28 protein-coding genes and 1 pseudogene are annotated in these 26,934 nt (G+C 43.6%); 2 read left to right on the top strand and 27 right to left on the bottom strand.

Going from position 1 to position 26,934, the window contains the following annotated elements; all coding sequences use genetic code 11:
* Position 1 precedes the first annotated feature (1 nt).
* From K6969_RS09820 to K6969_RS09895, 16 genes are all read right to left on the bottom strand, one after another.
* Positions 2–1,654 carry an SWIM zinc finger family protein gene (locus K6969_RS09820; protein WP_029173967.1) on the bottom strand — a complete coding sequence of 551 codons (1,653 nt, stop codon included), beginning with the start codon at positions 1,652–1,654 and terminating at the stop codon, positions 2–4.
* A 98-nt stretch (positions 1,655–1,752) separates the two neighbouring features.
* The gene (locus K6969_RS09825) at positions 1,753–2,841 is read right to left on the bottom strand and encodes a nucleotidyltransferase (protein ID WP_029173968.1); all 1,089 of its coding nucleotides are present in this window, start codon (positions 2,839–2,841) and stop codon (positions 1,753–1,755) included.
* Positions 2,838–3,584, bottom strand: coding sequence for a class I SAM-dependent DNA methyltransferase (locus tag K6969_RS09830; protein ID WP_029173969.1), 747 nt, complete (start codon positions 3,582–3,584; stop codon positions 2,838–2,840). The genes K6969_RS09825 and K6969_RS09830 overlap by 4 nt, the downstream gene beginning before the upstream one ends.
* 122 nt (positions 3,585–3,706) lie before the next feature.
* Positions 3,707–4,066: a ribosome silencing factor gene (gene rsfS, locus K6969_RS09835; RefSeq protein WP_029173970.1), complete on the bottom strand. Its 360-nt coding sequence runs from the start codon at positions 4,064–4,066 to the stop codon at positions 3,707–3,709.
* Between the two features lies 1 nt (position 4,067).
* Complete coding sequence (locus K6969_RS09840; protein WP_029173971.1) at positions 4,068–4,577, bottom strand: cysteine hydrolase family protein; 510 nt, start codon at positions 4,575–4,577, stop codon at positions 4,068–4,070.
* Positions 4,574–5,029, bottom strand: a complete 456-nt coding sequence (locus K6969_RS09845; protein ID WP_171942961.1) for a GNAT family N-acetyltransferase — start codon at positions 5,027–5,029, stop codon at positions 4,574–4,576. Before K6969_RS09845 ends, K6969_RS09840 begins: the two co-directional genes overlap by 4 nt.
* Before the next feature lie 2 nt (positions 5,030–5,031).
* Positions 5,032–5,619, bottom strand: a complete 588-nt coding sequence (gene yqeK / locus K6969_RS09850) for a bis(5'-nucleosyl)-tetraphosphatase (symmetrical) YqeK (RefSeq protein ID WP_171942960.1) — start codon at positions 5,617–5,619, stop codon at positions 5,032–5,034.
* A complete protein-coding gene (locus K6969_RS09855; RefSeq protein ID WP_099871226.1) occupies positions 5,616–6,248 on the bottom strand; it encodes a nicotinate-nucleotide adenylyltransferase in 633 nt (210 codons plus the stop codon). The genes yqeK and K6969_RS09855 overlap by 4 nt, the downstream gene beginning before the upstream one ends.
* Positions 6,249–6,260: 12 nt before the next feature.
* Entirely contained in the window at positions 6,261–6,572 is a 312-nt protein-coding gene (gene yhbY / locus K6969_RS09860; RefSeq protein ID WP_004195298.1) for a ribosome assembly RNA-binding protein YhbY, read from the bottom strand.
* A gap of 56 nt (positions 6,573–6,628) precedes the next feature.
* Complete coding sequence (gene yqeH, locus K6969_RS09865) at positions 6,629–7,735, bottom strand: ribosome biogenesis GTPase YqeH (protein ID WP_171942959.1); 1,107 nt, start codon at positions 7,733–7,735, stop codon at positions 6,629–6,631.
* Positions 7,736–8,263 carry a YqeG family HAD IIIA-type phosphatase gene (locus K6969_RS09870; protein WP_321537401.1) on the bottom strand — a complete coding sequence of 176 codons (528 nt, stop codon included), beginning with the start codon at positions 8,261–8,263 and terminating at the stop codon, positions 7,736–7,738.
* Between the two features lie 110 nt (positions 8,264–8,373).
* A complete protein-coding gene (locus tag K6969_RS09875; RefSeq protein ID WP_171942957.1) occupies positions 8,374–9,051 on the bottom strand; it encodes an SEC10/PgrA surface exclusion domain-containing protein in 678 nt (225 codons plus the stop codon).
* Between the two features lie 117 nt (positions 9,052–9,168).
* A complete protein-coding gene (locus K6969_RS09880) occupies positions 9,169–9,798 on the bottom strand; it encodes a copper homeostasis protein CutC (RefSeq protein WP_171942956.1) in 630 nt (209 codons plus the stop codon).
* 49 nt (positions 9,799–9,847) lie between these two features.
* Complete coding sequence (locus K6969_RS09885; RefSeq protein WP_171942955.1) at positions 9,848–10,756, bottom strand: DMT family transporter; 909 nt, start codon at positions 10,754–10,756, stop codon at positions 9,848–9,850.
* A 74-nt stretch (positions 10,757–10,830) separates the two neighbouring features.
* Positions 10,831–12,312: a UDP-glucose--hexose-1-phosphate uridylyltransferase gene (galT, locus tag K6969_RS09890; RefSeq protein ID WP_171942954.1), complete on the bottom strand. Its 1,482-nt coding sequence runs from the start codon at positions 12,310–12,312 to the stop codon at positions 10,831–10,833.
* Between the two features lie 9 nt (positions 12,313–12,321).
* Positions 12,322–13,494 carry a galactokinase gene (locus tag K6969_RS09895; protein WP_171942953.1) on the bottom strand — a complete coding sequence of 391 codons (1,173 nt, stop codon included), beginning with the start codon at positions 13,492–13,494 and terminating at the stop codon, positions 12,322–12,324.
* A gap of 132 nt (positions 13,495–13,626) precedes the next feature.
* Here K6969_RS09895 and K6969_RS09900 point away from each other — a divergent pair, with 132 nt between their 5' ends.
* Entirely contained in the window at positions 13,627–14,625 is a 999-nt protein-coding gene (locus K6969_RS09900; protein ID WP_171942952.1) for a LacI family DNA-binding transcriptional regulator, read from the top strand.
* 302 nt (positions 14,626–14,927) lie between these two features.
* Here K6969_RS09900 and K6969_RS09905 read toward each other — a convergent pair.
* From K6969_RS09905 to K6969_RS09915, 3 genes and pseudogenes are all read right to left on the bottom strand, one after another.
* Positions 14,928–15,083: pseudogene (locus K6969_RS09905) on the bottom strand (putative holin-like toxin).
* A gap of 160 nt (positions 15,084–15,243) precedes the next feature.
* Positions 15,244–15,567 (bottom strand): hypothetical protein, encoded by a 324-nt coding sequence (locus K6969_RS09910; protein ID WP_024376444.1) that lies wholly within the window; start codon positions 15,565–15,567, stop codon positions 15,244–15,246.
* A 3-nt stretch (positions 15,568–15,570) separates the two neighbouring features.
* Complete coding sequence (locus K6969_RS09915; protein ID WP_171942951.1) at positions 15,571–18,204, bottom strand: SEC10/PgrA surface exclusion domain-containing protein; 2,634 nt, start codon at positions 18,202–18,204, stop codon at positions 15,571–15,573.
* Positions 18,205–18,471: 267 nt separating this feature from the next.
* On the opposite strand from K6969_RS09915, the gene K6969_RS09920 reads away from it, so the two are divergent.
* A complete protein-coding gene (locus tag K6969_RS09920; protein ID WP_105148869.1) occupies positions 18,472–19,377 on the top strand; it encodes a helix-turn-helix domain-containing protein in 906 nt (301 codons plus the stop codon).
* Between the two features lie 269 nt (positions 19,378–19,646).
* On the opposite strand, the gene K6969_RS09925 is transcribed toward K6969_RS09920, so the two are convergent.
* The 8 genes from K6969_RS09925 to codY form a co-directional block, all read right to left on the bottom strand.
* A complete protein-coding gene (locus tag K6969_RS09925) occupies positions 19,647–19,799 on the bottom strand; it encodes a putative holin-like toxin (protein WP_073259299.1) in 153 nt (50 codons plus the stop codon).
* Positions 19,800–20,329: 530 nt separating this feature from the next.
* The gene (gene gatB / locus K6969_RS09930) at positions 20,330–21,769 is read right to left on the bottom strand and encodes an Asp-tRNA(Asn)/Glu-tRNA(Gln) amidotransferase subunit GatB (RefSeq protein WP_105100381.1); all 1,440 of its coding nucleotides are present in this window, start codon (positions 21,767–21,769) and stop codon (positions 20,330–20,332) included.
* Entirely contained in the window at positions 21,769–23,235 is a 1,467-nt protein-coding gene (gene gatA, locus K6969_RS09935; protein ID WP_171943177.1) for an Asp-tRNA(Asn)/Glu-tRNA(Gln) amidotransferase subunit GatA, read from the bottom strand. Before gatA ends, gatB begins: the two co-directional genes overlap by 1 nt.
* Positions 23,235–23,537, bottom strand: coding sequence for an Asp-tRNA(Asn)/Glu-tRNA(Gln) amidotransferase subunit GatC (gatC, locus tag K6969_RS09940; RefSeq protein WP_011921930.1), 303 nt, complete (start codon positions 23,535–23,537; stop codon positions 23,235–23,237). The genes gatA and gatC overlap by 1 nt, the downstream gene beginning before the upstream one ends.
* Positions 23,538–23,754: 217 nt before the next feature.
* On the bottom strand, positions 23,755–24,429 hold the full coding sequence (locus tag K6969_RS09945) for a hydrolase (protein WP_171943178.1): 675 nt from the start codon (positions 24,427–24,429) through the stop codon (positions 23,755–23,757).
* A gap of 186 nt (positions 24,430–24,615) precedes the next feature.
* Positions 24,616–24,963 (bottom strand): 50S ribosomal protein L19, encoded by a 348-nt coding sequence (gene rplS, locus K6969_RS09950; RefSeq protein WP_024376329.1) that lies wholly within the window; start codon positions 24,961–24,963, stop codon positions 24,616–24,618.
* Between the two features lie 263 nt (positions 24,964–25,226).
* Positions 25,227–25,778 (bottom strand): cysteine hydrolase family protein, encoded by a 552-nt coding sequence (locus tag K6969_RS09955; protein WP_024377635.1) that lies wholly within the window; start codon positions 25,776–25,778, stop codon positions 25,227–25,229.
* A 1-nt stretch (position 25,779) separates the two neighbouring features.
* Positions 25,780–26,568, bottom strand: a complete 789-nt coding sequence (codY, locus tag K6969_RS09960) for a GTP-sensing pleiotropic transcriptional regulator CodY (protein ID WP_171943179.1) — start codon at positions 26,566–26,568, stop codon at positions 25,780–25,782.
* Positions 26,569–26,934 lie beyond the last annotated feature (366 nt).

Consider the following 26,934-nt stretch of genomic DNA (forward strand, 5'->3'; position numbering starts at 1 on the left):
CCTACCACCTCACTGCATCTAATTCCTCTATCATGGCTTTGCGTCGCGGATACTGGACTTTCCACGAAGTGCGAAGACTTGTACTCACCACTTTCCCATCAGGTAAACCTGCAATTTTTACCAAATACCCTGCCAACTGACGATAGCGGCTTCGACTACTAGCCACATCCATCTGCTGACAAAGAGCTTGAGCGTAGGCATCTCGTAATTGCTCAGGCAGTTTCTCTGATAAATAGTCTTCAAATCGATCCAAATTTTCTAAGAACCAGTAACTTGCTGTAATGCGGTCCAATAATTCCTGCGGTCGGTCTGCCAATTGCAACAATTTCAACTGCTGTGACCGGAAACGACCATCCTCCAGCAAATCATCTAAGTAGCTCTGCCATTCTTCCCTAGAAACATAGTCCCGTAACTCCTCTACCAGCTCCAAATCAGTATCACCAGCAGAGAAAATCATCTCCAGCAATTCTTCTCTGACCTTGTCATCCTGCCCCTGAGACCGGTAGATGTCCCGTAACTGCTGGCTATAATCCGACACCAGTCCCCTATACTGGGCATCCAGGCGCTTACTTTCCTGCAAGAGGTGAACGGCACGGTCTAGATGCTGATTTGCTACAGCCTGGGCAATGGCTAGTTTACGAAGTCCAGCCACCTCCCAATGATTGGCCTGGAAGGTCAACAAGTCTGCCTCACTAGAGTCCAACTGAACCAACAACCTGTAACAGAGCAAGGCAAATCGGTCACGACGGAATTTCCATGACCAAGAGGACTGGTCTCCTTCTTCTATCGCCTGCAAAACAGCTTGAAAATAGGTCAATTTCTGCTCAAGGAAGGTTTCTTCTTGAAACTCCATTTCCACAAATTCCATGAGAAGATCTTCTGCAACCTCATAGCCACTTAGCTGTTCTAAGCACCAGTCTAGTAATTCTTGGACAATCTTATCCGGAGCTACAGTCAATAAATTCTGCCAGTAGCCAGCAAGTCTATACAGCAGACTACCAGTCGTTCCATTGGAATCATCCAACTCTTGCTGGCAAATCTGGTGATAGAAGGCATCTGATACAGCCAAGAAATTCGCATACTCACACCTATCCAGCAAAGGCTGGAGATACTGATGCATGGCCTTTTCCACGGCCCGTTCGTAATCCCTAGTCTGCCTATACTCTATAAACCCCATACGCCTGTCCTCAAAGGGACGGCCGAGGTCTCTGATTTCCTTCATCACATTTTCCACTTGCTGAGGTGTTAACTGGGCAGAGAAACGCAGTTGTAGCCGATTGGCTAGTTCCCTATCTTCTTGGGCTAATTCAAGAACAACAGCCCGTAGTTGCTCAACTGTCAGTTTATCCAGGAGCTGGGCAAGTGACACATCTTTGCCCTCAAGAGCTGGCTGGCTATCTAATTCAGAAATAGCAAACAAGACTGCTGCCATATGCTTGCAGTGGTTCATTTCTTGAGCATATGGACACTCACACCACATATTGACCAGCTGACCGTGCTCAAAGCTAATCTCCACCTCATAGACTTGACCACCAATAACGTGTGCATTGTAGCCATCACCCACCTCTTCAAGCCCTTGAACAGCATCGTCTAAAAATAAACTGCAACCCCTATCTACAATGTGAGGCTTAAAATAGTCCATCCAATTTTTCATGATTTATTTCCTTTGATTTTTCTACTTAAATTATACAAAAAAAATAGGAAGTTTTTCAAGTCAACGACAAAAACTTCCCATTCTTTATTGCATTCATCTCACTCCACCCTCATTGGCACGCGCCCATAGGTCTGCTCTGCCATTGCGTCAGCGCCCAGTTGATAGACCGCATCCGCCTGCTGGGTCAGGCTGTCCCAGGGCTCTTTGCCGATCCGCGTCACCAGGTCCACCCGCTCCTTGACGGTCTTGAGATAGGCCTGACCTCGAGCTGAAAAGCCCAATACATGGACCGCATCTGGCAAGGGAGTTTCCACCGCATTGACCAGGATATAGGTCAGCACCCGCCGCACCCGCGCCTTGGTGTAGCGCTTGGTCGCAACAGCATCCACTAGCTCCTCGACGGTCGCTACGCTCCCAGTAGCAGAGCGGATACGACTGGCTAGTTCTTCGTTGACCTGAAAGACCTGACTGAGAGCTCGGTGGGTCGCAATCTGATAGCGGAGCAGGGGAAAATAATTTCTCCAGCTTACCTTGGTCGCCTCCTCAAAGAGACTGGCAGACGGTAAAAAGTCACGCACCAAGTCCAATTGGTCAGCACCCTTTCGAATAGCTGTCGCCGAGGCGTAGGTCGTTTCCACCTCTTCCGAGTGAAAACCAGCTCCCTGCCGTTGAACAGGGCTGAGCTGAATGCCTGTTCCAGCCACCGCCTTAGCATAAGCCAAGGCCAGAATATGGTTGGGCGTATCACCTGTGAAGGTTAGACCCGCAAACGCCTGCCACATAGCCTGGGTCTTCTGTGGATAAGAGAGATTGTCTGGCAAGTTTTTCACAAAATTTTCCATCTCTTCCGACTTATCCACATAGATATTCGCAATCTTTTGGTAATCCAGCATTTCTTCCGTACCGAAAACCAGTTTTTCCACACCCAGCTTGTGTAAAATGCTGATGGCTCCCTTGGCAAAATGGTCAGCCGACTGGACAGACACCAAAAAGGGCATCTCGACAACAAGATCTGCCCCGTGTTCCAAAGCCATCTGAGCCCGTGTCCACTTATCCACAATAGCTGGCTCACCCCGTTGCATAAAATTGCCAGACATAACCACGATTTTCAACCCCTCAGCCTGCTCCAGCAAGTACTTATGTCCCGTATGAAAAGGATTGTATTCCGCTATTATCCCTGAAATCATGCCTTGACCGCCTTGAAAAACCACCGCTGGCTAGTTTCTGTCGGCGCTTCATCTTCAAAGTCCGCAAAGACTTCCACAGAAGCAAATCCAGCTTCTTTCAATAATTCCACATAAGTTTCAATCGGATAGGTCCGCTCTTCATGCACTTCATCCCGACGGATAAACCGCTCCTCTTGACTGTCCTCATCTTTGACAAAGAAGGTCAATTCATGAACAATGGAATACTCACGCTCACCTTCATAGGTGTCCCAGACAAAGGCAAAATCCTCGTAGTTTTCATGGTAGCTATAGCCTGCAAACACTTCCTCCATTTGATAGATGGAGTGAACGTCAAAAAGGAAGGTCCCGCCTGTATTGAGAACAGAGTGAACGCCCTCAAAAACCCGCAAAACAGCTGCTTGGTCCGCCATGTAGCAAAGGCTGTCCGAGTAACAGGTCACCGCATCAAAATCTCCAACACCTTCCAGAGCCATCATATCTGCCTGGGCCAATTCTATCATGACACCAGCAGCTTCTGCTTTTTTCTGGGCCAATTCCAACATTTCATAGGACAGGTCAAGACCTGTCACTTCAAAGCCCTTTTGAGCAAAACGTACAGCCTGAATCCCTGTCCCACAGGCCAATTCTAAAATTGTCTTGGTGTCTTGTGGCAAGTTCCGCAAGCTAAAATCTGTCCATTTATCATACAAGCTGTCGTCCATGATTTCATCATAGACCGCCGCAAAGGTTTCATAAGTTGCCATATTTTTCCTTTCATAAAAAGCAGCCAATCGACTGCTTCATTAACTCATGCTGTGTTCAAGAAGTCATAGTTTTGAGTTGTTAACAAACTCTTTTTGACTAGTCGAGTTCTCTCCCGCTTCCACTATTCCTTTTCTAAAAAGTCTGCGACTTCCAAAAAGCTGCCTTCATGCCATAATTTTTCAAGGTTGTAGAGGTCACGCATTTCTTCTGAGAAGATATGAACGACAACGCCTCCAAGGTCCAAAAGAACCCAGCCACCGTTACTATCGCCTTCTACACGGCTACCCTTGATTCCAACTTCCGCTACCTTTTCACGGATGTTTTCCGCAATAGCCTCCAACTGGCGACTGTTCATGGAGCTGGCAATCACAAAGTAGTCTGTCAGACTGGTCACGCCTTGAACATCAATTACAACAAGGTCCTCAGCTCGCTTGTCATCAGCAGCCTGAACCACAACTTTTACTAAATCTAGTTCTTTCATGTTATCCTCTAATTATATTTTCTAATGTATCTACCTGGGCAAAATTCCATGACCTGATGTTTTGGTAGTGGTCAATCAAGTCTTTGGCATCCAATTTGCCTGAATAACCTGTCGTCGTTCCGTCCTGAAGCACAGCTACCTTGTAGCCTAGTTCATAAGCTACTTTAATCGTCGTATCAATGCAAAAATTGGTCGCCATGCCCATGATAATGAGCTGCTCAATTCCCTTTTCCTGCAAATAAGCATGAAGCCCCGTTTCCTTGAAGGCACTGTTAAAGGTCTTATCGAAAATCTTCTCGCTAGCTAAGGGTGCAACAATTGAGTGAATTTCCCAGTCGGCAGTCCCCTTGACCAATTCCTGATCATGATGGCGGACATGAATGACTTCTAGCCCCGCTTGACGGGCTTGTGCAAGGCTATCTTGCCAGAGGGCTAATCGCTCTTCAATGGCATAAGGTTTTTCCTTCACTAGAAGGTTCTGAATGTCAATGACTAACAATGCAGATTTCATAGCTTAACACCAGGCGTTTCCAAACGAAAGACCAATTCCCTTTCTTCTTCAACATCTAAGACAAAACCATTTTTCTCCAAGAGATAAGCCATTTTCTGATTGCCCTTGACATAGGCTGCAATCAAATGGTCGCAGACAGGGTGTGACTGAGCCATTGCTATTACGACCTCCAAAGCAGCCTGGCCATAGCCCCTTCCTTGAAACTCTTGGCCAATCATAAATCGCCAGAGCATATACTGCTGGATGTCTTCATCAATGTCAATCAAGGCAAAACCGACCACCTGTTCATCTACCCAGATGGCATAAGGGAAAACATCCCCGTTTTCTCTGTAAAGCCAAGCGTCAGCGAGTGAACGCACATTGGGAGCCACGAAGCCCTTGTCCTCCTCGGCTACTGTCAAGTCTAAGACTGCTTGATAGGAAATCTCATCCACAGGTTTTAATGTAATCATCTCTACTCCTTCAACCAAACAACATAGCCATTATAGGTTTCCAAAGTTTGTGGATAAATGGGAAGCCCCTTCTTGGCTAAGTAGGAAATGGTTTGGGCAGTTTCATAGGCTACTGCCTTGTCCAAGGACTCTTTTGCGATACGACGTGCCTCTTCCACCCCGGGAAAATCCCGATTGGGTTCGATGTAGTCCGCCACATAGAGCACCTTGTCCAGCAAGGTCATCTGTCCTGCACCAATGGTGTGGCGTTGAATGGCTTGGAAGATTTCCTCATCTTCCAAACCAAAATCTTCTGCGATTTTATAGGCCCCAACCACACCGTGCCAGATGTTATTATCCCAGTTGAGCAGGTCCCTATCCAAATCATACTTGGCAATCAAGTCCAGAAAGACTTGGTCTTCCACTTCCTTGGCATAGTCATGCAAAAGCGCAGCCAGACTGGCTTTTTTCGGATCACAGCCGTATCGATCTGCCAAGGCAAGTGCTGCCTGCTCCACACCCAAGACGTGTTGGAAGCGTGCTGGCTTCATGGCCGCACGGATTTTTTCCAAAAGATCCTGACGGTCAAATGTCAAATCTGCTGCAATCATTGGTAAAGTCCTTTTTCTTCGATATAGTCCAGAACTTCATGAGGCACCATAAAATTCGGTACCCGTCCTTGCTTGATAAAGTTCCGTACCATGCTGGATGAAATGTCCATCAAGGGCACATCTACCCAGATAACCGGATAGGACGTCCCCGCCTTGTAGCGAGGACGCTGGACACCAACAAACTGCACCATCTGGACCAATTCATCAATCCTGTGCCATTTTGGAAGGTAGTCTACCATATCTGCACCGATGATAAAATAATAATCCGTATCAGGATTTTTTTCTTTCAACAATTTCATTGTGTCGTAGGTATAGCTGACACCACGGCGTTCCAGTTCAATGGTTTCAATCCCCAAGCCGTCAATACCTGCAATAGCCATCTTGAGCATGGAATAGCGATGGTATTCGTCAATGGTTTCTTTTTTATCCACATGAGGCGGAATGAATTCTGGCATGAGCAAGACTTCATCCAGCTTCAACTGTTGACGGACCTGGTCTGCCACAATCAAGTGAGCATTGTGAACAGGGTTAAAATTCCCTCCCAGAATCCCCACTTGTTTGCGATTGGTTTCTTTCTTTTCAACCTCTAATTCAACCTTGGTAAAGGGTGTTAAGAGTTCAATAGCCATAGGCTCTCCTTCTTAGATTTCTTTGACCTGTTTGGAAATTTTACGGTTCTCTTTCTTGCTAGATTGTTTGAATAAAATCAAGATGCGACCGATTTTTTGGACCGTATCCACACCGATTTCTTCTTCCAAGATTTCAGCTACTTCGTGGATGTTTTCATCCGTATTTTGTAGCAAGGTCACCTTGATCAATTCACGCGCGTCCAGCGCCTGACGAACACTGGTTTTAATCTGGTCATTGAGACCATTTTTCCCAATCTGAATGATGGGTTTGAGACTATGTGCCTGACTGTTCAAAAAGGCACGTTGTTTTGAAGTTAATGACATCTATTTTTCCTATGTTTCTATATTTATTGGCTAACAAATGTAACCAGCACACCCATCTAAATTATCGTCTTGCGAATCACCACATCCACACCCTTAGGTGCCCAGGCAGCAATCTTGGCCTTTTCATTGACACGAATCCAACCAAGACCTGAGAAGACCACATCCGTCTTCTCGTTGATGGTAAATTCATGGCGGACCAATTCAGGAAATTCTTTCAATTCCTTGCTGGTTGGTGGCGCTAAAAGTGAGCCCGCATGTTTCTGATAAAACTCACTAGCTCCCTGCAGTTTGGTGCGGTGGAGTTGGAGCTCATTGTCAAAGAAGGCCGTAAAGCCTTGGCGTTCACCAGCCACAAAGTCAAATCGTCCCAGACCAGCCAAGAACAAGGTTTGTTCTGGATTGAGCTGATAGGTCTTTGGCTTGATTTCCTTGCGAGGGCTGATGTACTTGAGGTTTTTAGCCGTCAAATAATGGGCCATCTGGTGACGATGGATAATTCCTGGCGTATCATAGATGTATGAACCATCGTCCAGAGGAATTTCAATCTTATCCAGCGTTGTTCCAGGGAAACGTGAAGTCGTTATGACATCCTTGTCCCCTGTGATTTCTTGAATAATAGCGTTAATCAAGGTTGACTTGCCGACGTTGGTCACGCCGACCACATAGACATCCCGTCCCTTGCGGTGTTGTTCAATCTTTTCAATCAAGTCCTTGATAGCCTGCTTGTTTTGGGCTGAAGTCAAGACAACATCAACTGGTCGCATGCCGATTTCATGTGCCCGCTCAGTCAACCACTGAGTAACCTTGCCTGTCTTGACAGACTTGGGTAAAATGTCCTGCTTGTTGCCGACCAAAAGCACGTCATTTCCAGAAATAAAGCGAGGTAGACCTGGAATAACCGATCCATTGAAGTCAAAAATATCAATGACATTGACCACCAAGGCATCACTTTCTCCTACGCTATGGAGGAGTTTCAGGAAATCGTCATCCGAGATATTGACATCTGAAATCTCATTGTGATGGCGCAAACGGAAACAACGTTGGCAGTAGAGTTGCCCTGTTTCCAAGCCTTTTTCTAGGGCTGATTGAGGTGTAAATCCAGCGACAGCCTTGTCTAGCGTCTGAATCTGGGCACCACAGCCGATACAAAATAATTCTTCCACTTACATCTCCCTCTTGTAGTCTATCGCTCCATATTTAGCGATGATTTTTTTCATGGTCCGTCGCTCACGCCAACGGTTAATCTGCGTATTGATAGAGTCCGTCTTTATCAAGGGTTTGACCAAGACAGACTTGAGACCAGCTCGCTTAGCAGCCCGAATATCTGTCATCAACTGATCCCCAATCATAACCACCTCATGCGGCTGGACATCAAAGCGTTTCAAAGCACGGTTAATCCCAAAGGTGAAGGGCTTGAGAGCGAAGGCTTCAAATTCAATCCCAAAAGGTGCAACTGCTCGCTTGACCCGCTCGTATTTGTTGTTGGAAACCACCACAACGGGAATGCCTGCGGCCTGTAAATCCTGTAACCACTGGCGCATCTCTGGCGTACCATCGGGATTGTTCCAAGCAATCAAGGTATTATCCAAGTCAACAAACACTACTTTTATGCCATGTTTTTTCAAGCTTTCGACGGTCACGTCATAAGCCTTTTCCAAGGCAAAATCCGGCATGTAATTTTCTAAACTCACTGTCGTCTCCAAAGTTTTTTATCAGACAATTATACCATTTTTCTAGTAAAAAAGCGAATAGATAGCCAAAAGGAAAACACCCGGTGGAACCGAGTGCCTATTCTACGAACCTATTTACCTTCTAAAATCCAATCCTTAGGAATGAAAATCATATGGGTCAACAACCAATCAATATCCAGTGAATATTTCGAGAAGGCAAACCCAATTTCCTCAACACCAGAATCATCCTCATCCATGCCTAAAATCGTCGTCGCATGACCATAGTTCGCATGACTATCATCAAAGAGGCGCCAAATCAAAGCCTTGTAAACCAATTTTTTGGCATCATAAAGCGTATAAGTCTCTCGATATTCTGAAAAGGCTAGACAGTCCTTGCCTTTGGGTTCGACACCCTTAAGTTGAGCAATAGCAATCAAGCTATCATAGTTGTGATAACGGAGGGAGCTACTCAAGGATTGAGCCAAACTAACCGCATAATCCAAGGCCAAATCACTCACCTCCACAGCCACAGTTCCCAACTGTTCCCGCAATGGATTGAGCAAATTCGCAGCAAAGCGAGCTAACTCTTCACGGATCTCTTGAGGCAAATTCTCTATATCTTCCAGAATAATCTCCCTATCCTGCTCAGAACCCTTGTAGACATTGATGTCTAGCCCCTGCTCACCCAGTTTTTCCAGTTCAGAATCAAAACCTGTTTTCCCAGCTTGAACATATTGAGCGAGAGTTTCATAGTAACCTTCTGGCAAGATGATACGTTCTAAGTTATCAGCTCTTTCAATGATTGTCATAGATTTCTTCCCCCCTATGTTTGATATTCTTATTGTAACAAGATAAGGGGAAATTGTAAACCTTTTCAACTTTTATTACATATTTACACCAAGTATATGAATACAAGTAATTCATAGCTACCAAAACAAACGGGTTCCATGAACCTGGTCAACTGGCAATTTTTCTAACAAATCAGGTACATTGTCCACCGTCAAGCCACCACCAATCAAGATTTCAATTTTACCTTGTGCATAGGCGACAATTTCCTGTAACCATTCCACATTGTTCAAGGCAGACCCCGTCAAACTGCCTCTTGTCAAAATCCGTGTCACACCATGAGCTGCCAGCCAATCAAGAGCCTCGAATTGGCGTTCGCGAGGAATTTGGTCAAAAGCCATGTGAAAGACAATCTGACAGTCCTGCGAAACAGCAAACAGTCTTTCCAAGGCTGGTTCGTCCAACCAATTTTCCTCGGTTAACAAACCATAAACCAGACCATCTGACCCCAGTTCAATCGCTGCTTTACAATCTTCAACCATCATTTCAACCTCTGCCTCATCATAGCAAAAATCTCCACCGCGAGGGCGAATCATGGTCATGACTGTTGCATCCTGCTCATGCGCCAGTTGACAAACATATTTGATTACAGCATAACTCGGTGTCGTCCCCCCGACTGCCAAATTATCGCAAAGTTCAATCCGTTGGGCCCCCATTGAGATAGCTTTAGCAACATCTATATGGTTTTCAGAACAAAATTCTTTTATCATGGTCATTCCTCTCGAAGTCTTTTTCTTAAGTATAACAAAAAAGAGTATATTAACCAATACTCTTTTCAGAAATAACGACATCCTTTAATGATATGAGAAGGACTGCTGATAAAATCAGGGCCATGCCCAGAAAATCAATCGGATAAAAACGTTCATTGACCAACCAGACCGCAAAAAATACGGAGGCGATTGGCTCGATAGAAGCTAATAGACTTCCATTTACCGGACCAACCATACTGACCCCTTTGAGAAAGGCCGTATAAGCAAATATGGTTCCGACTCCGACAATCCCCAGTAAGCCCAATAGACTACCACCATCAAGCGGTAGATTGCCCTGCCAAGTTTGTAAGCCAAGCGTAACCACAAAGCCGCCCATCAGCATGCCCAGCCCTATCACCACCATACTGCCGTTTTGACGAATCAGTTTTCCTGGCAAAATAATATAGAGTGCATAGGTAAAGGCAGAGAAGATTCCCCAGAACAAACCAATTGGTGTCACAGCCAACTCATCCAATTTGCCATGAGTTGCAATTAAAAATGTACCTGCTACAGCCAAAACAATCGATACCAACTCAATTCCTGATGGCTTTTCCCTATTTTTCAAACAAGTATAGGCCAATACCAAGACAGGACAAAGATATTGTAAAACCGTAGCTGTTCCAGCATTTGTATAGTAAATCGCTTGAAGGTAGGCCATTTGATTGAGTACCAAACCAAGCATGGCAAAGACAAAAATGCCCAACAAAGCCTGTTTGCTCTTTAAGACCCTAATCAACTGCTCTCTGGCTGTTATATAGGCTAGCCCGAGCAGGAAAACACCGGATACCATCAACCGAAGGGAGGTAATCATATCCACTGATACACCACGTAACATCAAGTACTGCCCACTTACCCCCGAAAGTCCCCAAGCTATCCCTGCAACTAAAGTTATCAAGGTTCCCAATCTTTTTTCTGTCATCCTATCTCCTTCTCACATAGTGAATACTTCCATTATACCAAAAGAGCAGGACACCGTCCCACTCTTTGCTGTCATTATTGTTTGAGACCCACAAACTCTACAAATCGCATAAAGGCTTCCTGTCCTTCTGGAGTACGTTTGTAGACACCTGCATCTTCTAGGACACGGGCAAAGATTTGTCCGACGGATGCTCGAATGACCTCTTCAGCCGTCTCTTCTGTCACAACTGGATGTTCTGCTTTTAAGCTGTCTGCCCAAGGCTGATGATAGTCAGCTACCTGACTAGCTTGACCCAGTAGGTATTTCTTGACTTCAGCCAATTCTGCCTTTAAGCGCGGTGGCAAAATCGCCAAGCCCATGACCTCAATCAAGCCGATGTTTTCTTTCTTGATATGTTGGACGTCTGGGTGTGGATGGTAGATGCCATCTGGAAACTCTTCTGAGGTCTGATTATCGCGGAGAACCAAATCCAGCTCGTACAAGTCCCCTCGTTTCCGAGCAATCGGGGTGATGGTATGATGGGGAGTTCCATCCGTCTCAGCCTTAATCTGAACTCTATCATCTGAGTAGCTCCGCCATTTTTCCAAAATCTTAGTCGCTAAACCAAGAAGCGATGACTTATCTGCGGAACTCAAGCGGATGACCGACATAGGCCACTTGACAATGCCAGCAGATACGGACTCAAAGCCAGCAAAGACCAGCTGGTGCTCAATCGGAGCCTTTTCCATAGCAAAACTGTGCCGCCCACCCTGATAGTGATTGTGGGTCAAGATAGAACCACCCGAGATTGGTAGGTCTGAGTTGGAACCGACAAAATAATTTGGAAAGATGTCCAGCAAGTCCAAGAGCTGCTCAAATGTTCGCGGACTAATAACCATGGGCACATGTTCCTGATTTAGGAAAATAGCATGTTCATTGTAGTAAGCATAGGGTGAATACTGGAAGCCCCACTTTTCTTGACCAAGATCCAAGCGAATAATACGGTGGTTGGCGCGTGCTGGATGGTTAATCCGTCCCTGATAGCCCTCATTTTCCATACAGAGTAGGCATTTGGGATAATTGCTTGCTTCAGCCTTCGTCGCAGCCGCAATAGATTTGGGATCCTTCTCCGGTTTAGACAGATTGATTGTGATTTCCAAATCCCCATACTCTGTTGAAACTGGATAATAGATATTTTTCGCAATCGCAGCCATCTTGATATAGTCATTGCGCTTACTCAAGGCATAAAACTCTGCCACAGCTTGTTCTGGATTTTCCTGATAGGTCTGCCAAAAATCACTATTGACCTGACTTGGACTTGGGGTTATCAAATCCATCAAACAAGCCCCAACCATGTCCTGTTCTTCCAGCACTTCTCCCACAAAACCAGTTCGCACCGCTTGAGCTAGGAGCTCATCCTTGAGTTCAATCAAGTCTGTTAGTTCTGTTTGGACAGTCAAAACTTGGTCCCCAACCAAGGCTAAAACCCGATTTCGCAAGTAGATAGCATCCATTTCCTCAAAATCACTGTTGGCAATAACCTGCTCAACAAAACGATCCACCAATCCAGCCATCATTTCTCCAATCTATTTTCGAGATAAAACGCGAGAGCCTCCAGCAATCTCCGCTACATAGAAGCTTGGTTCATAGCCAACCACTTCAGTATAGGTCTTGCCGACATTTTCCGTGAAGGCTTCAACCTTATCCTTGTGGACAATGGCAATACCACAGCCGCCGAAGCCAGCTCCTGTCATCCGAGCACCAAGAACCCCTTCTTGTTCCCAAGCAGTATGTGCCAAGGTATCCAATTCCAGACCTGTCACTTCATAATCATGCTCCAAAGAAACATGAGAAGCATTGACCAAACGACCAAAGGTTGCCAAATCCCCTTCTTCTAAAGCCTTACGGGCCTGCAAGGTCCGTTGATTTTCTAAGACAGCATGGCGGGCACGCTTGAGGCGGTTTTCATCCTTAATCAAATAACTATATTGATCAAAGGTCCACTCATCCAACTCTCCCAGAGTTTGAATAGTCAAGACTGCATTCAATTCTTCCACTGCTTTTTCACATTCCGCGCGGCGTTCATTGTACTTAGAATCCGCCAATTCACGACGTTTATTGGTGTTCATGATGACAATCACATGGTCACCCAAATCCAGCGGTACCAATTCATATTCAAGCGTATTGGTATCTAGATAAATGGCACGTTGGTCTGCTCCCATACCGATCGCAAACTGGTCCATAATACCAGAATTGACACCGATAAAATGATTTTCCGTCTGCTTACCGATTTTCACTAAATCAAGACGAGTCAACTCAAGACCGTACAATTCTTCTGCGATAATGCCGATCAAGAGTTCCAAGGAAGCTGATGAAGACAAGCCTGAACCATTTGGAATATTACCGTAAACAAAGACTTCCATACCTGTATCAATGCTGTGCCCTGCTTCTTGCAAGAACTTGAGAACACCCTTGGCATAGTTGGTCCAGTTATCTGCCTTATCAAAGACCAGATTGTTCAAGTCCACTTCGATAATCCCAAGTTCTTCAAAGTTTGCGGAATAAAAGCGCAAAACTTGGTCATCACGTCTGCGAGCAGCTCCGTAAGTTCCCAAGGTAATGGCTGCTGGAAAGACATGACCACCATTGTAGTCTGTATGCTCACCAATCAAATTAATCCGACCAGGTGAGAAGAAAGTCGCATCTGCCTCTTGGCCAAACACATCGAGAAAGGCTTGCTTGAGTTGTTCTGTGTTCATAGGAACCTCCTTGATATTGTAATCGTTTTCTTTTATTGTACAACTTAACAATATAAAAGTCAATGTTTTTACTAAAAATTTACTAATTTTAGCATTTGTGCTATACTAGATACAAATAGATAGGAGAATATCATGGTTACCATTAAAGACATCGCTGAAAAGGCTCAATTATCATCCGCCACCATTTCCCGCGTACTCAAGGGCGACCTGACCCTATCCGTCAGCCAAGAAACCCGCGACCGCATTTTCAACTTGGCACAGGACCTGGGCTACACCAAACACCTCAAAAAACAAGCTCCTCAACAAAAAGGCACCATCGGCATTGTCCAATGGTACACTGAAAGCGAAGAGCTAGCCGACCTCTACTACTACTCCATTCGGGCCAGCATCGAGCAGACCGCCAGCCTTCTCGGCTATCAAATCATCCGCTCCTTCAACGACTTGACCAATCCCCTCCTTCAAGGATTGGACGGCATCATCGCGGTTGGTAAGTTTTCTTCTGGGCAAATAGCAGAGCTGACCAACTTGTCTTCCAAGCTGATCTTTGTAGACTCTGATACGCTGACCGAGGGATTCTCCTGCGTCACGACTGACTTTGAACACTCTGTTCAGACAGTTATTGACCACTTCCATTCGCAAGGTTTGACAGACATTGGCCTATTGGTCGGACAGGAAGAAACCACAGACGGACACCAACTGCCAACAGACCCCCGCCTGACTGCCTTTCGTGACTACCTAGACACCTTGGGCATTCTCCAAGAAAATTATATCTACCAAGGAAAGTTCTCCACCCAGTCGGGCTATGAGCTGATGAGCCAGGCTATTGAGGACCTAGGTGACAAGCTACCACCTGCCTTTTTCATGGCAAATGATACCCTGGCAGTCGGTGCCCTGCGTGCTTTACAAGAGCGTCAAATCGCAGTGCCCGATAGAGTCCAACTCATCACCTTTAACGATACAGCCATCACCCGTCAGGTCTATCCTGCCTTGTCTTCTATCAGCGTCTTCACCGAAGAAATGGGGCAAGAAGCCATGCAGCTGCTAGACCGTGTGATTGCTAGTCCGCAGCCCCACCATCCCCGTAAGATTAAACTAGGTACCCAGCTGGTAATACGCGAGAGTTCTGATTGATAAGGAAATCTTCCATCATTCCGTTACTTATATTGAATTTTATACAAGTGGTTTGATACCGAGTACGGCTTTTCAATAAGTATTAAAAATGTTAAACTTCTTGTAAAACTTGTACTAAAATTTGCATAGCACATGCACATAGCCAACATTAACAGATTATTTGCATTTTACAAGTAATCTGTTATAATGGATATAGAAAAAGGAGCTGGACGGCAATCCAGCCCCAAATGTAGAACCGTTAAAAAGACGGTGGCTTAGTTTAGATTATTTAGAAATAACCGTTACTGTCCAAAGTTTGACGGTTATTTCTTTTTGTCATTATCTTTGAAGATTTTATAGCACAAGCCAATCAATGCAATAGCAAAACTACCAAAGCCTAGAATAGTTTGCACAACTTCAAAAGCTGTCAAAAGATGCTACTCCTTTCCGTCAGATTTTGATGAATTGCCCATAGGCATCACCTCACTTTCAGAAAATTCAGAGCCACCGTCTTCACTTTTCTACTCATCTATTATAACATATTTCATTCCCAAAACTTGTTGAAATAGCGTAGTCTTTTCAATAAGTTTTGGGAAGCCAAAAAAATCTTCCTACAACTAAGTAAGAAGATTTTTTTATTTAGTATTGCCTTCTAGCTCTATCAGCATCAGCTCTTGCTTGTGCTGCTCGCATTTGGTCTTGATGGTGTCGTGTTTGTCTTGCACGTTCCTCTGCTATCTGAGCTTGTCGCTTTGTATCAAGCATCTTTCGTCGTGCTTCTTCCTGCTCCGCAGCAGCTCCGTTAAGTAGATCTTTATCAACAGGTACTGATCCGCTTGGTCCCATCGTTCCTAATGTTTTAAACAATTCTCTTTCAATATAGTTAAAAAGCGGTGCTACTAAACGGACAATAAACATTGAAATGTTCCAGTAGGTTTTGAAAATTGTCTTTATAATTTTCATTGTTTAACCCCTACGCTTTCTTCTTGCTCCTGCCAAGCCAAGCGTTGACATCATGGCAAGACCTACCAAGCCTAGAATACTTTCTTGTTCTCCTGTCTGAGGTAGTGCTTTCGCACGTTCTGCACGTGAGTAAGTAATACCTTGTGGTGTGACGGTGACACCTGCTTGTGGGTTCGTCACCACAACCTTACCGTCAACAACCTTCACATCTTGACCTTTGGTAATAGCGTCTTTGACTGCATCAATATTGATAGCTGGTTTTTCAACAGCAGTTGGAGCATCTTTTGGTACTGCAACGATTGTTCCGTCTGGAAGTGTTGCAATCACATTGTCTTTTGCTTTGTCTTCAAGGTCTTTGAGTTTGTTGTACTCTGCTTGAAGTTCTGCCAATTTGCTTTCTTCTGCTGCAAGTTTAGCAGTAACAGTTTCAAGTTTGTTTTGTGCTGTTTCAGCTTTAGCTTGTGCTTCAGTTAGAGCCGCTTGCTTTTCAGTAAGTGTTGCTTGAGCGTTAGCAAGAATTGCTGGTGCTTCAAGATAACCTTTCAACTCAGTAGCAAGTGCTTTTGCTTCTTCAACCAAGCGGTCTTTTTCTGCAAGAAGAGCTGCTTTGTCTTTGTTCAAGCTATCAAGTGTTGCTTGTTGTGTAGCAAGGTTAGCTTTAGCTGTTTCAAGAGCTTCAGCTTTTGCAGTAGCAGTAGCTTGTGCTTGAGCAAGTTCAGCCTTAGCTGTATCAAGTGCAGCTTTCTTAGTTGCCAAATCAGCTGAGAAGTTGTCAACTGCTTTTTGTGCATCTGCCTTGCGAGCCTCAGCGTTTTGAAGAGCAATGGTTGCAAGACGTAGGTTATTTTCTACTACCTGTGTTTGAAGCGGTGTTGCAGTAGCATCAGCAAGAGTTTTCTCTGCTTGAGTTTTCAATTCAAGAGCTTTAGCGTAATCTGAGCTTGCTTTTACAAGATTTGCTTGAGCAGTATCAGATGCGGCTTGTGCTGCTGATTGGTCTGCTTGAGCTTTAGCAAGGGCGGCTTGAAGAGTAGCTGGGTCGTTAGGGTTGGTGATTGTGGTGCCGTCATTTGCCAATACAGCAACGAGCCAGTATTGACCATTGATGTTTGCAATTGAAAGACCGATACCACCGTTAGCATACATGTTTGGAGTCAAGTGATTCCAATTTGATTTGCTGTCATCAAATGATGTTGCAAGGAATGCTTGCCATGCTGCATTTTTGATATCTTCAACAGTTTTAAGAGTGTCAATTGAACCAAGACGTGCAAGGTTTTCAATTGCTCCTGGAATGTGACCAGTTGTTACTGGGTCTGTTCCACGTTGTTTATATTGGTTGGCACGGTTTTGTGCGATTGTGATAGCATTGTCTGTGACAGTCGCAACTGTTTGAATACCAAGTTGTTTACGCAATTGGTTTACAGCATCAACGTAGATGAATGACATATCCAATTGGTTGTCTTTGGTCAAGTTGTTAACATCAACGGCAGATTTTGCGTCATCAGCTCCTACTTTAAGAGTTGAGGCTGAAATTGAATTGAAACCTGAATCTTTCAAGAAATCTGCATTGTCTTCAGATGGGTCTTTTTTCCAGTTATCCAAATCAGATTTGAAGTTTGAATCAACGTTAACTGTTACAACATCAACATTTGCCAAAGCATTTGTTGCAGTTTTAACAGCGTCATTTGTTTGATTGAGTGCGTCAGTTGTTGTTTTAGACTCATCTTGAGCAGCTGTCAATTTTGCTTTTGCTGTATCAACAGCGTCTGATTTTACAGCAACCTCAGTTTCAGCAGCTTTGATTTTTGCATCGCGGTCTGCGTCAGCTTTCTTAGCGTCTTCAAAGGCTTGGGTTGCAGTATCAACGTTAGCGTTAGCATCTGTAACAGCTTCGCTTGCATTATCAAGGTTAGCTTGAGCTTCAGCAAGACCAGTACCAGAAAGGGCGTCTTGTGCTGCTTTTACATCAGCTTCTTTAGCAGTGACAGTAGCATCAGCTGCGTCTTTTTCTGCTTGAGCAGTATCAACAGCAGTTTGAGCGTCTGCGACTTTACCAGTTTGGTCAGCAATTTCAGCGTTGACTTCATCTGTTTCAGTAGCGTTTGCAGCTTGGTCAGCAAGGTTAGCTGTTTGGTCAGCTTGGTTTGCTGCGATGTTTTCTGGTGTTGCGTTTACGGTATTTGCTTCAGCGTCTTTGACAGTTTGGGTTGCAGTATCAACGTCTGCTTGAGCAGTGGTAACGTCTTGGTTAGCTGCATCTGCATCAGTTTGAGCTTGGTTAGCTTCAGCAGCAGTAGCATCAACAACAGCTTGTTGTGCGTCAAGAGCTGGTTTAACATCAGCTGATGTTTTAGGTGTTTCAGCAACAGTTGTTTCCGCTGTTGGTGTTTCAGTTGTAACTGGTGTTTCAACAGTTGATGCCATTAATGATGCTTCAGCTTCTTCATAAGAAGAATAAGTTTCATTTGGTACAGATTTTACAATTTCACCTGTAGCATTGTTGACAGTTTGCCATTCACCAGTAACACGGTTTAATTGAATTCCATATTGTGTATTTGCTGATACGTTAGACGCACCAACGGTTGCAAGGGTGATAGCAGCACCTGTTGCTAGAGTTTTAAGTGTTTTTTTGTTCATAGTTTTCTCCTGAGTTGCTGTTAGGATTGGTTTGACTGTAAAGTCAAACCTTGATATATGTAGTATATCAAGCGATTTGTGCTCTATATTTTTAAAGTATACCATAAACTTCCTTACAATTATTTCTATAGAAAACTATAGGTTCAATATTGCAAAATAGCATCGAAAAACAATGTATTTTTTTTTTTGAACCCATAGGTCATCTTTTTGTAGATTTTTATCCTAGTTTTAAGTATACTAATCTAAAAAAAGATTGAAAGGAACATTATGTCGAATCTATACCCGTTTGGACCAACCTTTAAACAATTACGAGAGAAAAGAGGGCTCAGCTTAAAAGAGGCTGCTTCTACGATTGTATCACCGCAATTTCTGAGTCGTTTTGAAAAGGGAGAGAAGGGAATTTCCCTTGAAAACTTTAACCGTTTATTGATTGTGCTCGGCTTAGAATGGAAGGACTTTGCAGCTGCATTTGCAGATAATGGCGGAGATTGCATAGAATTTCCTGCTTACGAATTTTCCAAACATATCACAAATGAAGAAGACATATTTCGCTATCTTCCTGAATACGAAAAATTATTTGATCGATACCTAACTGACAATCCTACACAGGCAGACATATTATTAAAGATAATCAAGCTTGGTCATTATCCAACGATTGCGAAGTCAGAAGAAACCGTCGAAAAAATCCAGCCTGTTATCAATCACCTGATGAAGCTTGAGACCTTTACTAGTTCCGAGCTGGAATTATACTGTCGTATCGTCAATCACTGTCCCCTCGAATTGGTGGAGCACATGTCCAAACAGCTTCTGGTTATGTACAAACAAAGTGCAGATACGGACACCTATATTCGTATTTTAAATGGACTGACCTTCACAGCCAAACACTTTTCCGAACAAGGGTATCATCTAAGGGCTGATAACATTATTAAAGAAGTGAAAAAGCTTCAAACATTTGAACGTGGTTATTTAGCTATACCTCTCATGTTCCTTGAGGTAGAACATATCTACAATCAATTCCGCTGGAATAAGACTGAAGCTATCGAACTCGCTAAAAATATGTTAAATTACTTGGAAAGTGCTAAATTTATTGACCAAAATTATTATTCGAATTTCATCAAAGCCTTTATCTACAACTGTCATAAATTAAATAAAACAGGCGAAGACCTATTTTAACGTTAAAGTAAGTTCTAGTCTGGCACAAAAACTATAAATCAGACTAATACAAAAAATAAGGCAGAACCTACTACGAAAGCTTGACATAAACTAGGTAAAGTAAGCTAATCACTAAAATTAACAGATTATTTGTATTTTATAAGTAATCTGATATAATAGAGATAGAAAAGGGGTTGGTCTGCAAACCAACCCCATGTAGAACCGTTTAAGACGGTGACCATATATTAGACTATAACTCGTCCAACAACTCGATCAAAAGTGGGGACGGGTTATTTTTTATCACCATCTTTGAAGATTTTATAGCACAAGCCAATCAATGCAATAGTAAAACTACCAAAGCCTAGAATAGTTTGCACAACTTCAAAAGCTGTCAAAAGATGCTCCTCCTTTCCGTCAGATTTTGATGAATTGCCCATAGGCATCACCTCACTTTCAGAAAATCAAGAGCCACCGTCTTCACTTTTCTACCCATCTAGTATAACATATTCATTCCTAAAAATTATTGGAATAGTGCAATATTCCCGAAATCTTTGAGAAACCATAAAAAAATTACAACTCTTCTATAGTGATGATATTTTTTCATTTTATACTCAATGAAAATCAAAATCAGACTAGCTCCAAAGGTTTGGGGAACCTTTGGAGGTTGGAGATAGAGCGAACGTAGTTCGTTTCTACTCAGCAGATAGAACCCTGTTACTATTTTGTTTCAAGGTAACAGGCTGAAAGGCTCCACTGGAGCCTTTCACTCATCAAATCAAGTCAACAACATCTGATTTTGATTTTCGAAGAGTATTAGCTAACTATCCTTTAACAGTCAATGCTCGCGCTACCTTCTAATACTTTATACCGTTTTTTAAATATAGCATAAAAATAAGATAGAAGCACCTAGTTTACAAGTAACAGTAAAAACCGCTAAGATACAAACATCCTAGCGGTTTTCCTCTATTCAATTTTAATCCAACAACTTAGCCAATTCCTGTGCCAAAAGTTGTTGTGCAACTTGCGGGTTAGCTTGTCCCTTAGTTGCTTTCATCAAGAAACCTGTAAAGGCCTTGTCCGCATTGCGTTTGCCAGACTTGAAGTCAGCTACAGCCGCTTCATTATCCGCAAAGACTTGGTGGATAATCGGAATGAGGACTGCTGGGTCTGAAATCTGTACCAAACCAGCCTTCTCAACATAAGCCTTAGCAGAGCCGCCTTCCTTAGCCAAGTGAACAAAGACTTTCTTGGCAATCTTAGATGAAATAGTACCATCCGCAATCAAGGCTATCATCTCAACCAAGTTTTCAGGTGTTAAGGCGATTTGCTCAATGGTCTTGCTTTCTGCATTGAGGAACTGAGCCACTTCACCCTGCAACCAGTTGGACACTTGTTTGGCATCGCCACCTGCTGCCACGGCTGCTTCAAAGAAGTCAGACAGAGCTTTAGTTGACGTCAACTGACCAGCATCGTAGGCGGTCAAGCCCAAGTTTTCCACGTAGTTGGCACGGCGAGCCTTTGGAAAGACTGGCAATTCTGCACGCACTTCCTCAATCCAGCTGTCGTCAATCTCATAGAGCGGTAGGTCCGGCTCTGGGAAGTAACGGTAGTCCGCTGACCCCTCCTTGACACGCATGAGAATGGTTTCACCAGTAGATTCGTCGTAACGGCGAGTTTCCTGCTGGATTTGACCACCTGAACGCAAGATTTTGGCCTGACGTTCTACTTCGTGCTGCAAGCCCTTGCGCACATAGTTAAAGGAGTTGAGGTTTTTCAACTCAGTCTTGGTCCCAAATTTCTCCTGACCATAGGGGCGAAGGGAAATGTTGGCATCCACGCGCATAGACCCCTCTTCCATCTTGACATCTGAAATGCCAGTGTATTGGATGATTTCCTTGAGAGCAGTCAAGTAGGCATAGGCCTCCTCAGGCGAACGCATATCAGCTTCTGACACAATCTCAATCAATGGCACGCCCTGACGGTTGAGGTCCACATAAGAGTAGCCGTCTGTACCGTGGGTATTCTTACCTGCATCCTCTTCCAAGTGGGCACGCTCGATACGAATTTTCTTGGTTGAGCCATCTTCTAGCTCAATCTCAATCCAACCATTGTAGCCAATCGGCTCGTCAAACTGGGAAATCTGATAGGCTTTAGGGTTATCAGGATAGAAATAGTTCTTACGGTCAAAGTGCATTTCCTTATGAATGTCCATGTTCAAAGCCAAGGCAGCCTTGATCCCCGCATCCACAACACCCTTATTAAGGACAGGAAGGACACCTGGGAAGGACCAGTCAATCACGTTGGTATTAGCATTTGGATCCTCACCAAAATGAGCAGATGAAGGTGAGAAAATTTTCGAGTTGGTATTCAACTCCACATGGACTTCTAGACCAATAATCGTTTCAAAGTTCATTAGTTAGCACCTCCAAAAATCACTGGTTGTTGCTTGTGGTAGTCTGTTGTCGCTTCAAAGGCAGCAGCCACTTGGTAGATAGTTTCTTCTGAATATTTTGGACCAATCAATTGCAAACCAACTGGCAAGCCTTCTACAAAACCAGCCGGAATCGAAATCCCTGGAAGACCTGCCAAGTTGACAGGAATTGTTAGCAAGTCCGCCAAGTACATAGCCACAGGGTCATGGTTGAGCGTATCCAAACCAAAGGCAACTGTCGGAGCAGTTGGTCCCAAAATCAAGTCATAGTCCGCAAAGACTTTTTCAAAATCTTGGATAATCAAGGTCCGCACCTGGCCAGCCTTCTTGAAGTAGGCATCGTAGTAACCTGATGATAAGCTAAATGTACCTAACATAATACGGCGTTTGACTTCCTCACCAAAGCCTTGGCTACGGGTTTTCACGTAAATCTCTTCCAAGTTGGTCGCATCTTCTGCACGGAAACCATAACGGATTCCGTCAAAACGTTGCAAGTTAGAAGATGCCTCTGATGATGCGATAATGTAGTAAACAGCAACCCCATACTTAGAATGTGGCAGGCTGACTTCTTCGATAATCGCCCCCAAACTTTCCAAGTGCTTAGCCGCCTTGAGAATGGTTTCCTTGACCTGCGGATCAATCCCTTCGCCCATGTATTCTTTCGGCAAAGCAATTTTCATGCCTTTAATGTCCTGACCAATCTTGCTAGTAAAGTCAGCAATTTCATTGATAGTTGATGTCGCATCCTTGACATCATGACCAGAAATAACATTGAGCAACTGGGCATTTTCCTTAACCGTCTGTGAAAATGGACCAATCTGGTCAAGAGATGAACCAAAGGCAATCAAACCAAAACGTGACACCGTTCCATAGGTCGGTTTCATACCGACGATACCATTAAAGGCTGCTGGTTGACGAATGGAACCACCTGTGTCAGACCCCAGTGACAAACGGACCTGACCAGCAGCAACTGCAGCTGCCGAACCACCTGAAGAACCACCAGGAACTTTTGTCTGGTCCCAAGCATTTTTGGTCGGTTTGAAGGCAGAGTTCTCATTAGAACCACCCATAGCAAACTCATCCATGTTTGTCTTACCGACAATAATCATATCCTTTGCATAGGCTTGGGAAACTGATGTCGCATCGAAAATCGGCTCGTAGTTGTAGAGCATTTTTGAAGCTGCCGTGGTCAAAATCCCCTTAGTAGAGATATTGTCCTTGACTGCCAAAGGAATCCCTGCCATAACATTGTCCGCATCAATCCCTTTTTCATCAAGGGCAGCAGCCTGCGCCAAAGCTACATCTTCTGTAATAGTCAAGAAAGCATCCACTGCTCCCTCACGGCTCTTAATGTCTTCCAAAGTTGCCTTGGTTAACTCCGTAGCCGAAATCTCCTTCTTGACAAGGAGGTCGTGCAATTCATCAATGGTTTTATTGTTAAACGTCATTAGGCATCTCCTCCCCCGTCTAGAATAGCTGGTACCTTGATAAAGTTATCTTGTGATTCAGGCACATTTTTAAAGAGCTCCTCACGGCTCTCCCCTTTTTGGGCAATATCTGCTCGCAAGACATTCTTACGGTCGGCCATAGTGGTCGTTACCGCAACACCTGTCGTATCTACTTCATTGAGCAATTCAACCATGTCGACAATCTTGCTCAAACTTGTCGCAAATTCCGCTGTTTCCTGGTCCGAAAATTCCAGCTTAGACAGCTTGGCAACGTGACGGACTTCAGCTTCAGAAATCTTCATTCTTACTTTCCTCCTAATGGAAATCTATCTTCTCATTATACCATATTTCCAGCCCCAGACAAAGGTAGAAATGACCTAATATGTTACCAATTTCCTCCTAAAAATCCGTTCTTTAAATTGCGAAGTATTCCTAATCTCACACCATAAAACGATAAAAAACAGCAAGTTTCATCTAGCAATAAAACTTACTGTTTGCTTAGCCTATCTTTTTTATGAGCTAATCCTTTGCATGTTTGCGGTATTTTTCCATTTTACCTTTAAAAAGCTCCCCATTACTTGGTGCTGTATAGGAGACAGCATTGGCTCCAGCTTCGATAACCCGCCGAATAGAGTCCTCAGCCGGTCCACCAGTCGCAATAATTGGAAAGTCAGGGAAAGCTTCTCGAATCTTCTTCACAACCCTTGGCGTTTCTATACCGCAAGAAACATTTAAGATATCTACTCCAGCTTTAATCCGTGAGGTTAAATCAGACTTTTCAGAAACAACGGTATAAATGATAGGAATATCTACTACCTTATTGATTGCCTCAATTGTTTTTACATCCGTTGGTCCATTTACCACAACAGCGTATGCTCCCTCCGACTCAGACAATAGACTCATATTAGCTGAACGCATACCTGTCGTCAAGCCTCCACCAACACCAGCCAAGACTGGAACTGACGCAACCAACATAATACTTTTGATAATAGCTGGACTGGGCGTAAATGGATAAACAGCCAAAATAGCATCTGCATTGTGATTGGCAATAATAGACACATCCGTTGTAAATAAGACTGAACGAATGCGACGACCATAAATACGAATTCCACTACATTCCTTGATAACCTCTGGCATCTGAACAATATCCTGCCGTAAATCTGATAAAACAGATGGAATAAACTGTTCGCTCATCCTCAACCTCCTCTATACTAGCTTCAATAATATATAGTATAACATATTATTTCATGGAAGATACACAAAAACAATCCATTTTACCACTGCTTTCACAATTTGGTACTTTTTCAACAGATTTTTTTAAAAAAAGAGACAGCTTTCGCTGCCCCCCATTCTCCGACTAAAATAGTCTGTAGGACTATCTTAACGACGGATTTCTTTGATACGTGCTGCTTTACCTTGCAATGCACGTAGGTAGTACAATTTAGCACGACGTACTTTACCGTAACGTACTACTTCAATCTTATCAACACGTGGAGTGTGGATTGGGAATGTACGTTCAACACCTACACCGCCAGAGATTTTACGGACAGTGTACATTTCTGAGATACCTTGACCTTTACGAGAGATAACAACACCCTCGAAGATCTGAATACGCTCACGAGTTCCTTCGACAACCTTAGCGTGAACACGAACAGAGTCACCAGGACGGAAAGAAGGGATATCAGTACGAAGTTGACCTTCTGTCAAACTTTGGATCAATGGATTCATTTTATTCTCCTATCTTTGTCAATCTTAGGTGCTTTTAAACCCAGCGGATAAACTGTATTTTTGTGCGTCCATTACACACAGACTATATTATACACCAAGTAATCACCTATGTAAAGCATTTTGATAAATTTATCATGGTCAATCACACCGCTTCTTTTACAAGTTAAGTCAACAAGGTCTGAGTTTGATTTTCGAAGAGTGTTAATAATACATTCCTGTTGGAGAAAAACGAAAAACCAGTCCACAGACTGGTCACTATACTATTAATCAATGATTGTCGCACCGAGTACATGACGCAAATGGTTAAGAGCAAACTGATGATTCTCCTCCGTCAATGCAGCAATGGCTGATGAGACCACCTCAATACGATACCCCTTATTATAAGCATCAATAGCTGTATGAAGAACACAAATATCAGACAAAACACCCGTCAAGACAACCGTATCTACACCACGTTCTCTTAGTCGAACATCCAAATCTGTCCCAGAAAAAGCAGAATAATGACGTTTATCCATCCAACGAACACGCGCATGCCCTTTATGTTTTTGATAAAAATCTGCTAAAGGACCATACAAGTCACGCCCTTGCGTCCCAATGATATTATGACTTGGGAAAAGCTGAGCTTCAGGATGAAATTCATCCCCCTCCTCATGACCATCAATCGCAAAGAAAATGTAGTCTCCATTTTCAAAAGCTTCTTGCGTAACCTGAGCAATTCGTCCAGAAATAGCCTGAGCTGATTTTCCAGCAGTCAACTTTCCTTCATCTGCCACAAAATCTATTGTATAATCAATCGAAATCAATGCTTTTGTCATTTTAGTAGTCACATTTCTTAATTTCATCAAAAATAGCTGGGATGAGAACTTTCAAATAAGTCCCCTTCATTCCCAAAGAACGACTTTCAATAATCCCTGCACTCTCCAACTTACGCAGTGCATTCACAATAACCGAGCGTGTAATACCGATACGATCTGCAATCACAGAAGCAGTCAATTGCCCTTCATTGCCATCCAATTCACCCAAAATAGCTGCAACTGCCTTCATTTCTGAGTAAGATAGCGTATTTACTGCCATATTAACTGCCGCACGACGACGGATATTCTTCTCGTCTTCTTCCCGTTGGAAATTAAGTAACTGAATACCAACTACTGTTGCCGCAATCTCAACCAAAATCAAATCATCATCGTGAAACTGCTCATTATTCCGCCAAATAATAAGCGAACCAAAACGAATCCCCGTTACGTGGATAGGCGCTATCGTTGTCAGCCCGTTTGGATAAGTCGATCGTGATTCGACAGGGATGGCAGTCAACTCGCTCTCGACAGGCAAATTAACCTGCGTATCGTAAACCTGCGCAACTGCTTTTACATATCCTTCTGGGAATTGTTTGTTTTGGAAAAATTCTTCCACACGATCATTGTTCGTCTCATAGTTCATGTGGTATCCCAAAACTTCACCTTCACTATTAATGATGCACGAGTTGCAGTCAATAATAGCTGATAAATGCTCAGCAATGGCATTGTAGGGCAATTCTTCTGCCAATTGCTCTTCGGAACGCTTCAAAATAGAAGTAATATTCCGTGTCTTCTCTAATAATGTTGTCATATTTTCCTCTTTACTCTGTAATTGCTTTCAGTATAGCAAAAAATATATAAAATTTCAACAATTATCAGAATATTTGCCGTTATCAGAAAAATTCAAACAATTTCATTCAAGTAAAAAGAAAAGGCTGGGCAAAAAGCCCAGCACCGCTTCTCAAAGTTAGTGTCAACATCTCAGCGCAGTGGTTGATTGGGTTTAACAGTCCAGTGGACTGTTAAAGGTTGGAGATAGTATTTGCGAAGCAAATCTCAGCAATTCGCATTTTACACTCCAAATCTGGGGCCTATACGACTGATGCGAACAGAGTTCGCTTCATCTCCAACCTCAAACTGTCTCCCAGACAGTTTGAGCTGTGCGGGGGTGGGAGTG

This window comes from Streptococcus suis, assembly GCF_019856455.1.
Classification (GTDB): domain Bacteria; phylum Bacillota; class Bacilli; order Lactobacillales; family Streptococcaceae; genus Streptococcus; species Streptococcus suis_AE.

What these genes read in the sequence shown, in the direction of transcription:
- K6969_RS09820 (WP_029173967.1), bottom strand. Translation starts at nt 1,654, where the DNA reads ATGAAAAATTGGATGGACTATTTTAAGCCTCACATTGTAGATAGGGGT.
- K6969_RS09825 (WP_029173968.1), bottom strand. Translation starts at nt 2,841, where the DNA reads ATGATTTCAGGGATAATAGCGGAATACAATCCTTTTCATACGGGACAT.
- K6969_RS09830 (WP_029173969.1), bottom strand. Translation starts at nt 3,584, where the DNA reads ATGGCAACTTATGAAACCTTTGCGGCGGTCTATGATGAAATCATGGAC.
- rsfS (WP_029173970.1), bottom strand. Translation starts at nt 4,066, where the DNA reads ATGAAAGAACTAGATTTAGTAAAAGTTGTGGTTCAGGCTGCTGATGAC.
- K6969_RS09840 (WP_029173971.1), bottom strand. Translation starts at nt 4,577, where the DNA reads ATGAAATCTGCATTGTTAGTCATTGACATTCAGAACCTTCTAGTGAAG.
- K6969_RS09845 (WP_171942961.1), bottom strand. Translation starts at nt 5,029, where the DNA reads ATGATTACATTAAAACCTGTGGATGAGATTTCCTATCAAGCAGTCTTA.
- yqeK (WP_171942960.1), bottom strand. Translation starts at nt 5,619, where the DNA reads ATGATTGCAGCAGATTTGACATTTGACCGTCAGGATCTTTTGGAAAAA.
- K6969_RS09855 (WP_099871226.1), bottom strand. Translation starts at nt 6,248, where the DNA reads ATGGCTATTGAACTCTTAACACCCTTTACCAAGGTTGAATTAGAGGTT.
- yhbY (WP_004195298.1), bottom strand. Translation starts at nt 6,572, where the DNA reads ATGTCATTAACTTCAAAACAACGTGCCTTTTTGAACAGTCAGGCACAT.
- K6969_RS09875 (WP_171942957.1), bottom strand. Translation starts at nt 9,051, where the DNA reads ATGACAATCATTGAAAGAGCTGATAACTTAGAACGTATCATCTTGCCA.
- K6969_RS09880 (WP_171942956.1), bottom strand. Translation starts at nt 9,798, where the DNA reads ATGATAAAAGAATTTTGTTCTGAAAACCATATAGATGTTGCTAAAGCT.
- K6969_RS09885 (WP_171942955.1), bottom strand. Translation starts at nt 10,756, where the DNA reads ATGACAGAAAAAAGATTGGGAACCTTGATAACTTTAGTTGCAGGGATA.
- galT (WP_171942954.1), bottom strand. Translation starts at nt 12,312, where the DNA reads ATGATGGCTGGATTGGTGGATCGTTTTGTTGAGCAGGTTATTGCCAAC.
- K6969_RS09895 (WP_171942953.1), bottom strand. Translation starts at nt 13,494, where the DNA reads ATGAACACAGAACAACTCAAGCAAGCCTTTCTCGATGTGTTTGGCCAA.
- K6969_RS09900 (WP_171942952.1), top strand. Translation starts at nt 13,627, where the DNA reads ATGGTTACCATTAAAGACATCGCTGAAAAGGCTCAATTATCATCCGCC.
- K6969_RS09910 (WP_024376444.1), bottom strand. Translation starts at nt 15,567, where the DNA reads ATGAAAATTATAAAGACAATTTTCAAAACCTACTGGAACATTTCAATG.
- K6969_RS09915 (WP_171942951.1), bottom strand. Translation starts at nt 18,204, where the DNA reads ATGAACAAAAAAACACTTAAAACTCTAGCAACAGGTGCTGCTATCACC.
- K6969_RS09920 (WP_105148869.1), top strand. Translation starts at nt 18,472, where the DNA reads ATGTCGAATCTATACCCGTTTGGACCAACCTTTAAACAATTACGAGAG.
- K6969_RS09925 (WP_073259299.1), bottom strand. Translation starts at nt 19,799, where the DNA reads ATGCCTATGGGCAATTCATCAAAATCTGACGGAAAGGAGGAGCATCTT.
- gatB (WP_105100381.1), bottom strand. Translation starts at nt 21,769, where the DNA reads ATGAACTTTGAAACGATTATTGGTCTAGAAGTCCATGTGGAGTTGAAT.
- gatA (WP_171943177.1), bottom strand. Translation starts at nt 23,235, where the DNA reads ATGACGTTTAACAATAAAACCATTGATGAATTGCACGACCTCCTTGTC.
- gatC (WP_011921930.1), bottom strand. Translation starts at nt 23,537, where the DNA reads ATGAAGATTTCTGAAGCTGAAGTCCGTCACGTTGCCAAGCTGTCTAAG.
- K6969_RS09945 (WP_171943178.1), bottom strand. Translation starts at nt 24,429, where the DNA reads ATGAGCGAACAGTTTATTCCATCTGTTTTATCAGATTTACGGCAGGAT.
- rplS (WP_024376329.1), bottom strand. Translation starts at nt 24,963, where the DNA reads ATGAATCCATTGATCCAAAGTTTGACAGAAGGTCAACTTCGTACTGAT.
- K6969_RS09955 (WP_024377635.1), bottom strand. Translation starts at nt 25,778, where the DNA reads ATGACAAAAGCATTGATTTCGATTGATTATACAATAGATTTTGTGGCA.
- codY (WP_171943179.1), bottom strand. Translation starts at nt 26,568, where the DNA reads ATGACAACATTATTAGAGAAGACACGGAATATTACTTCTATTTTGAAG.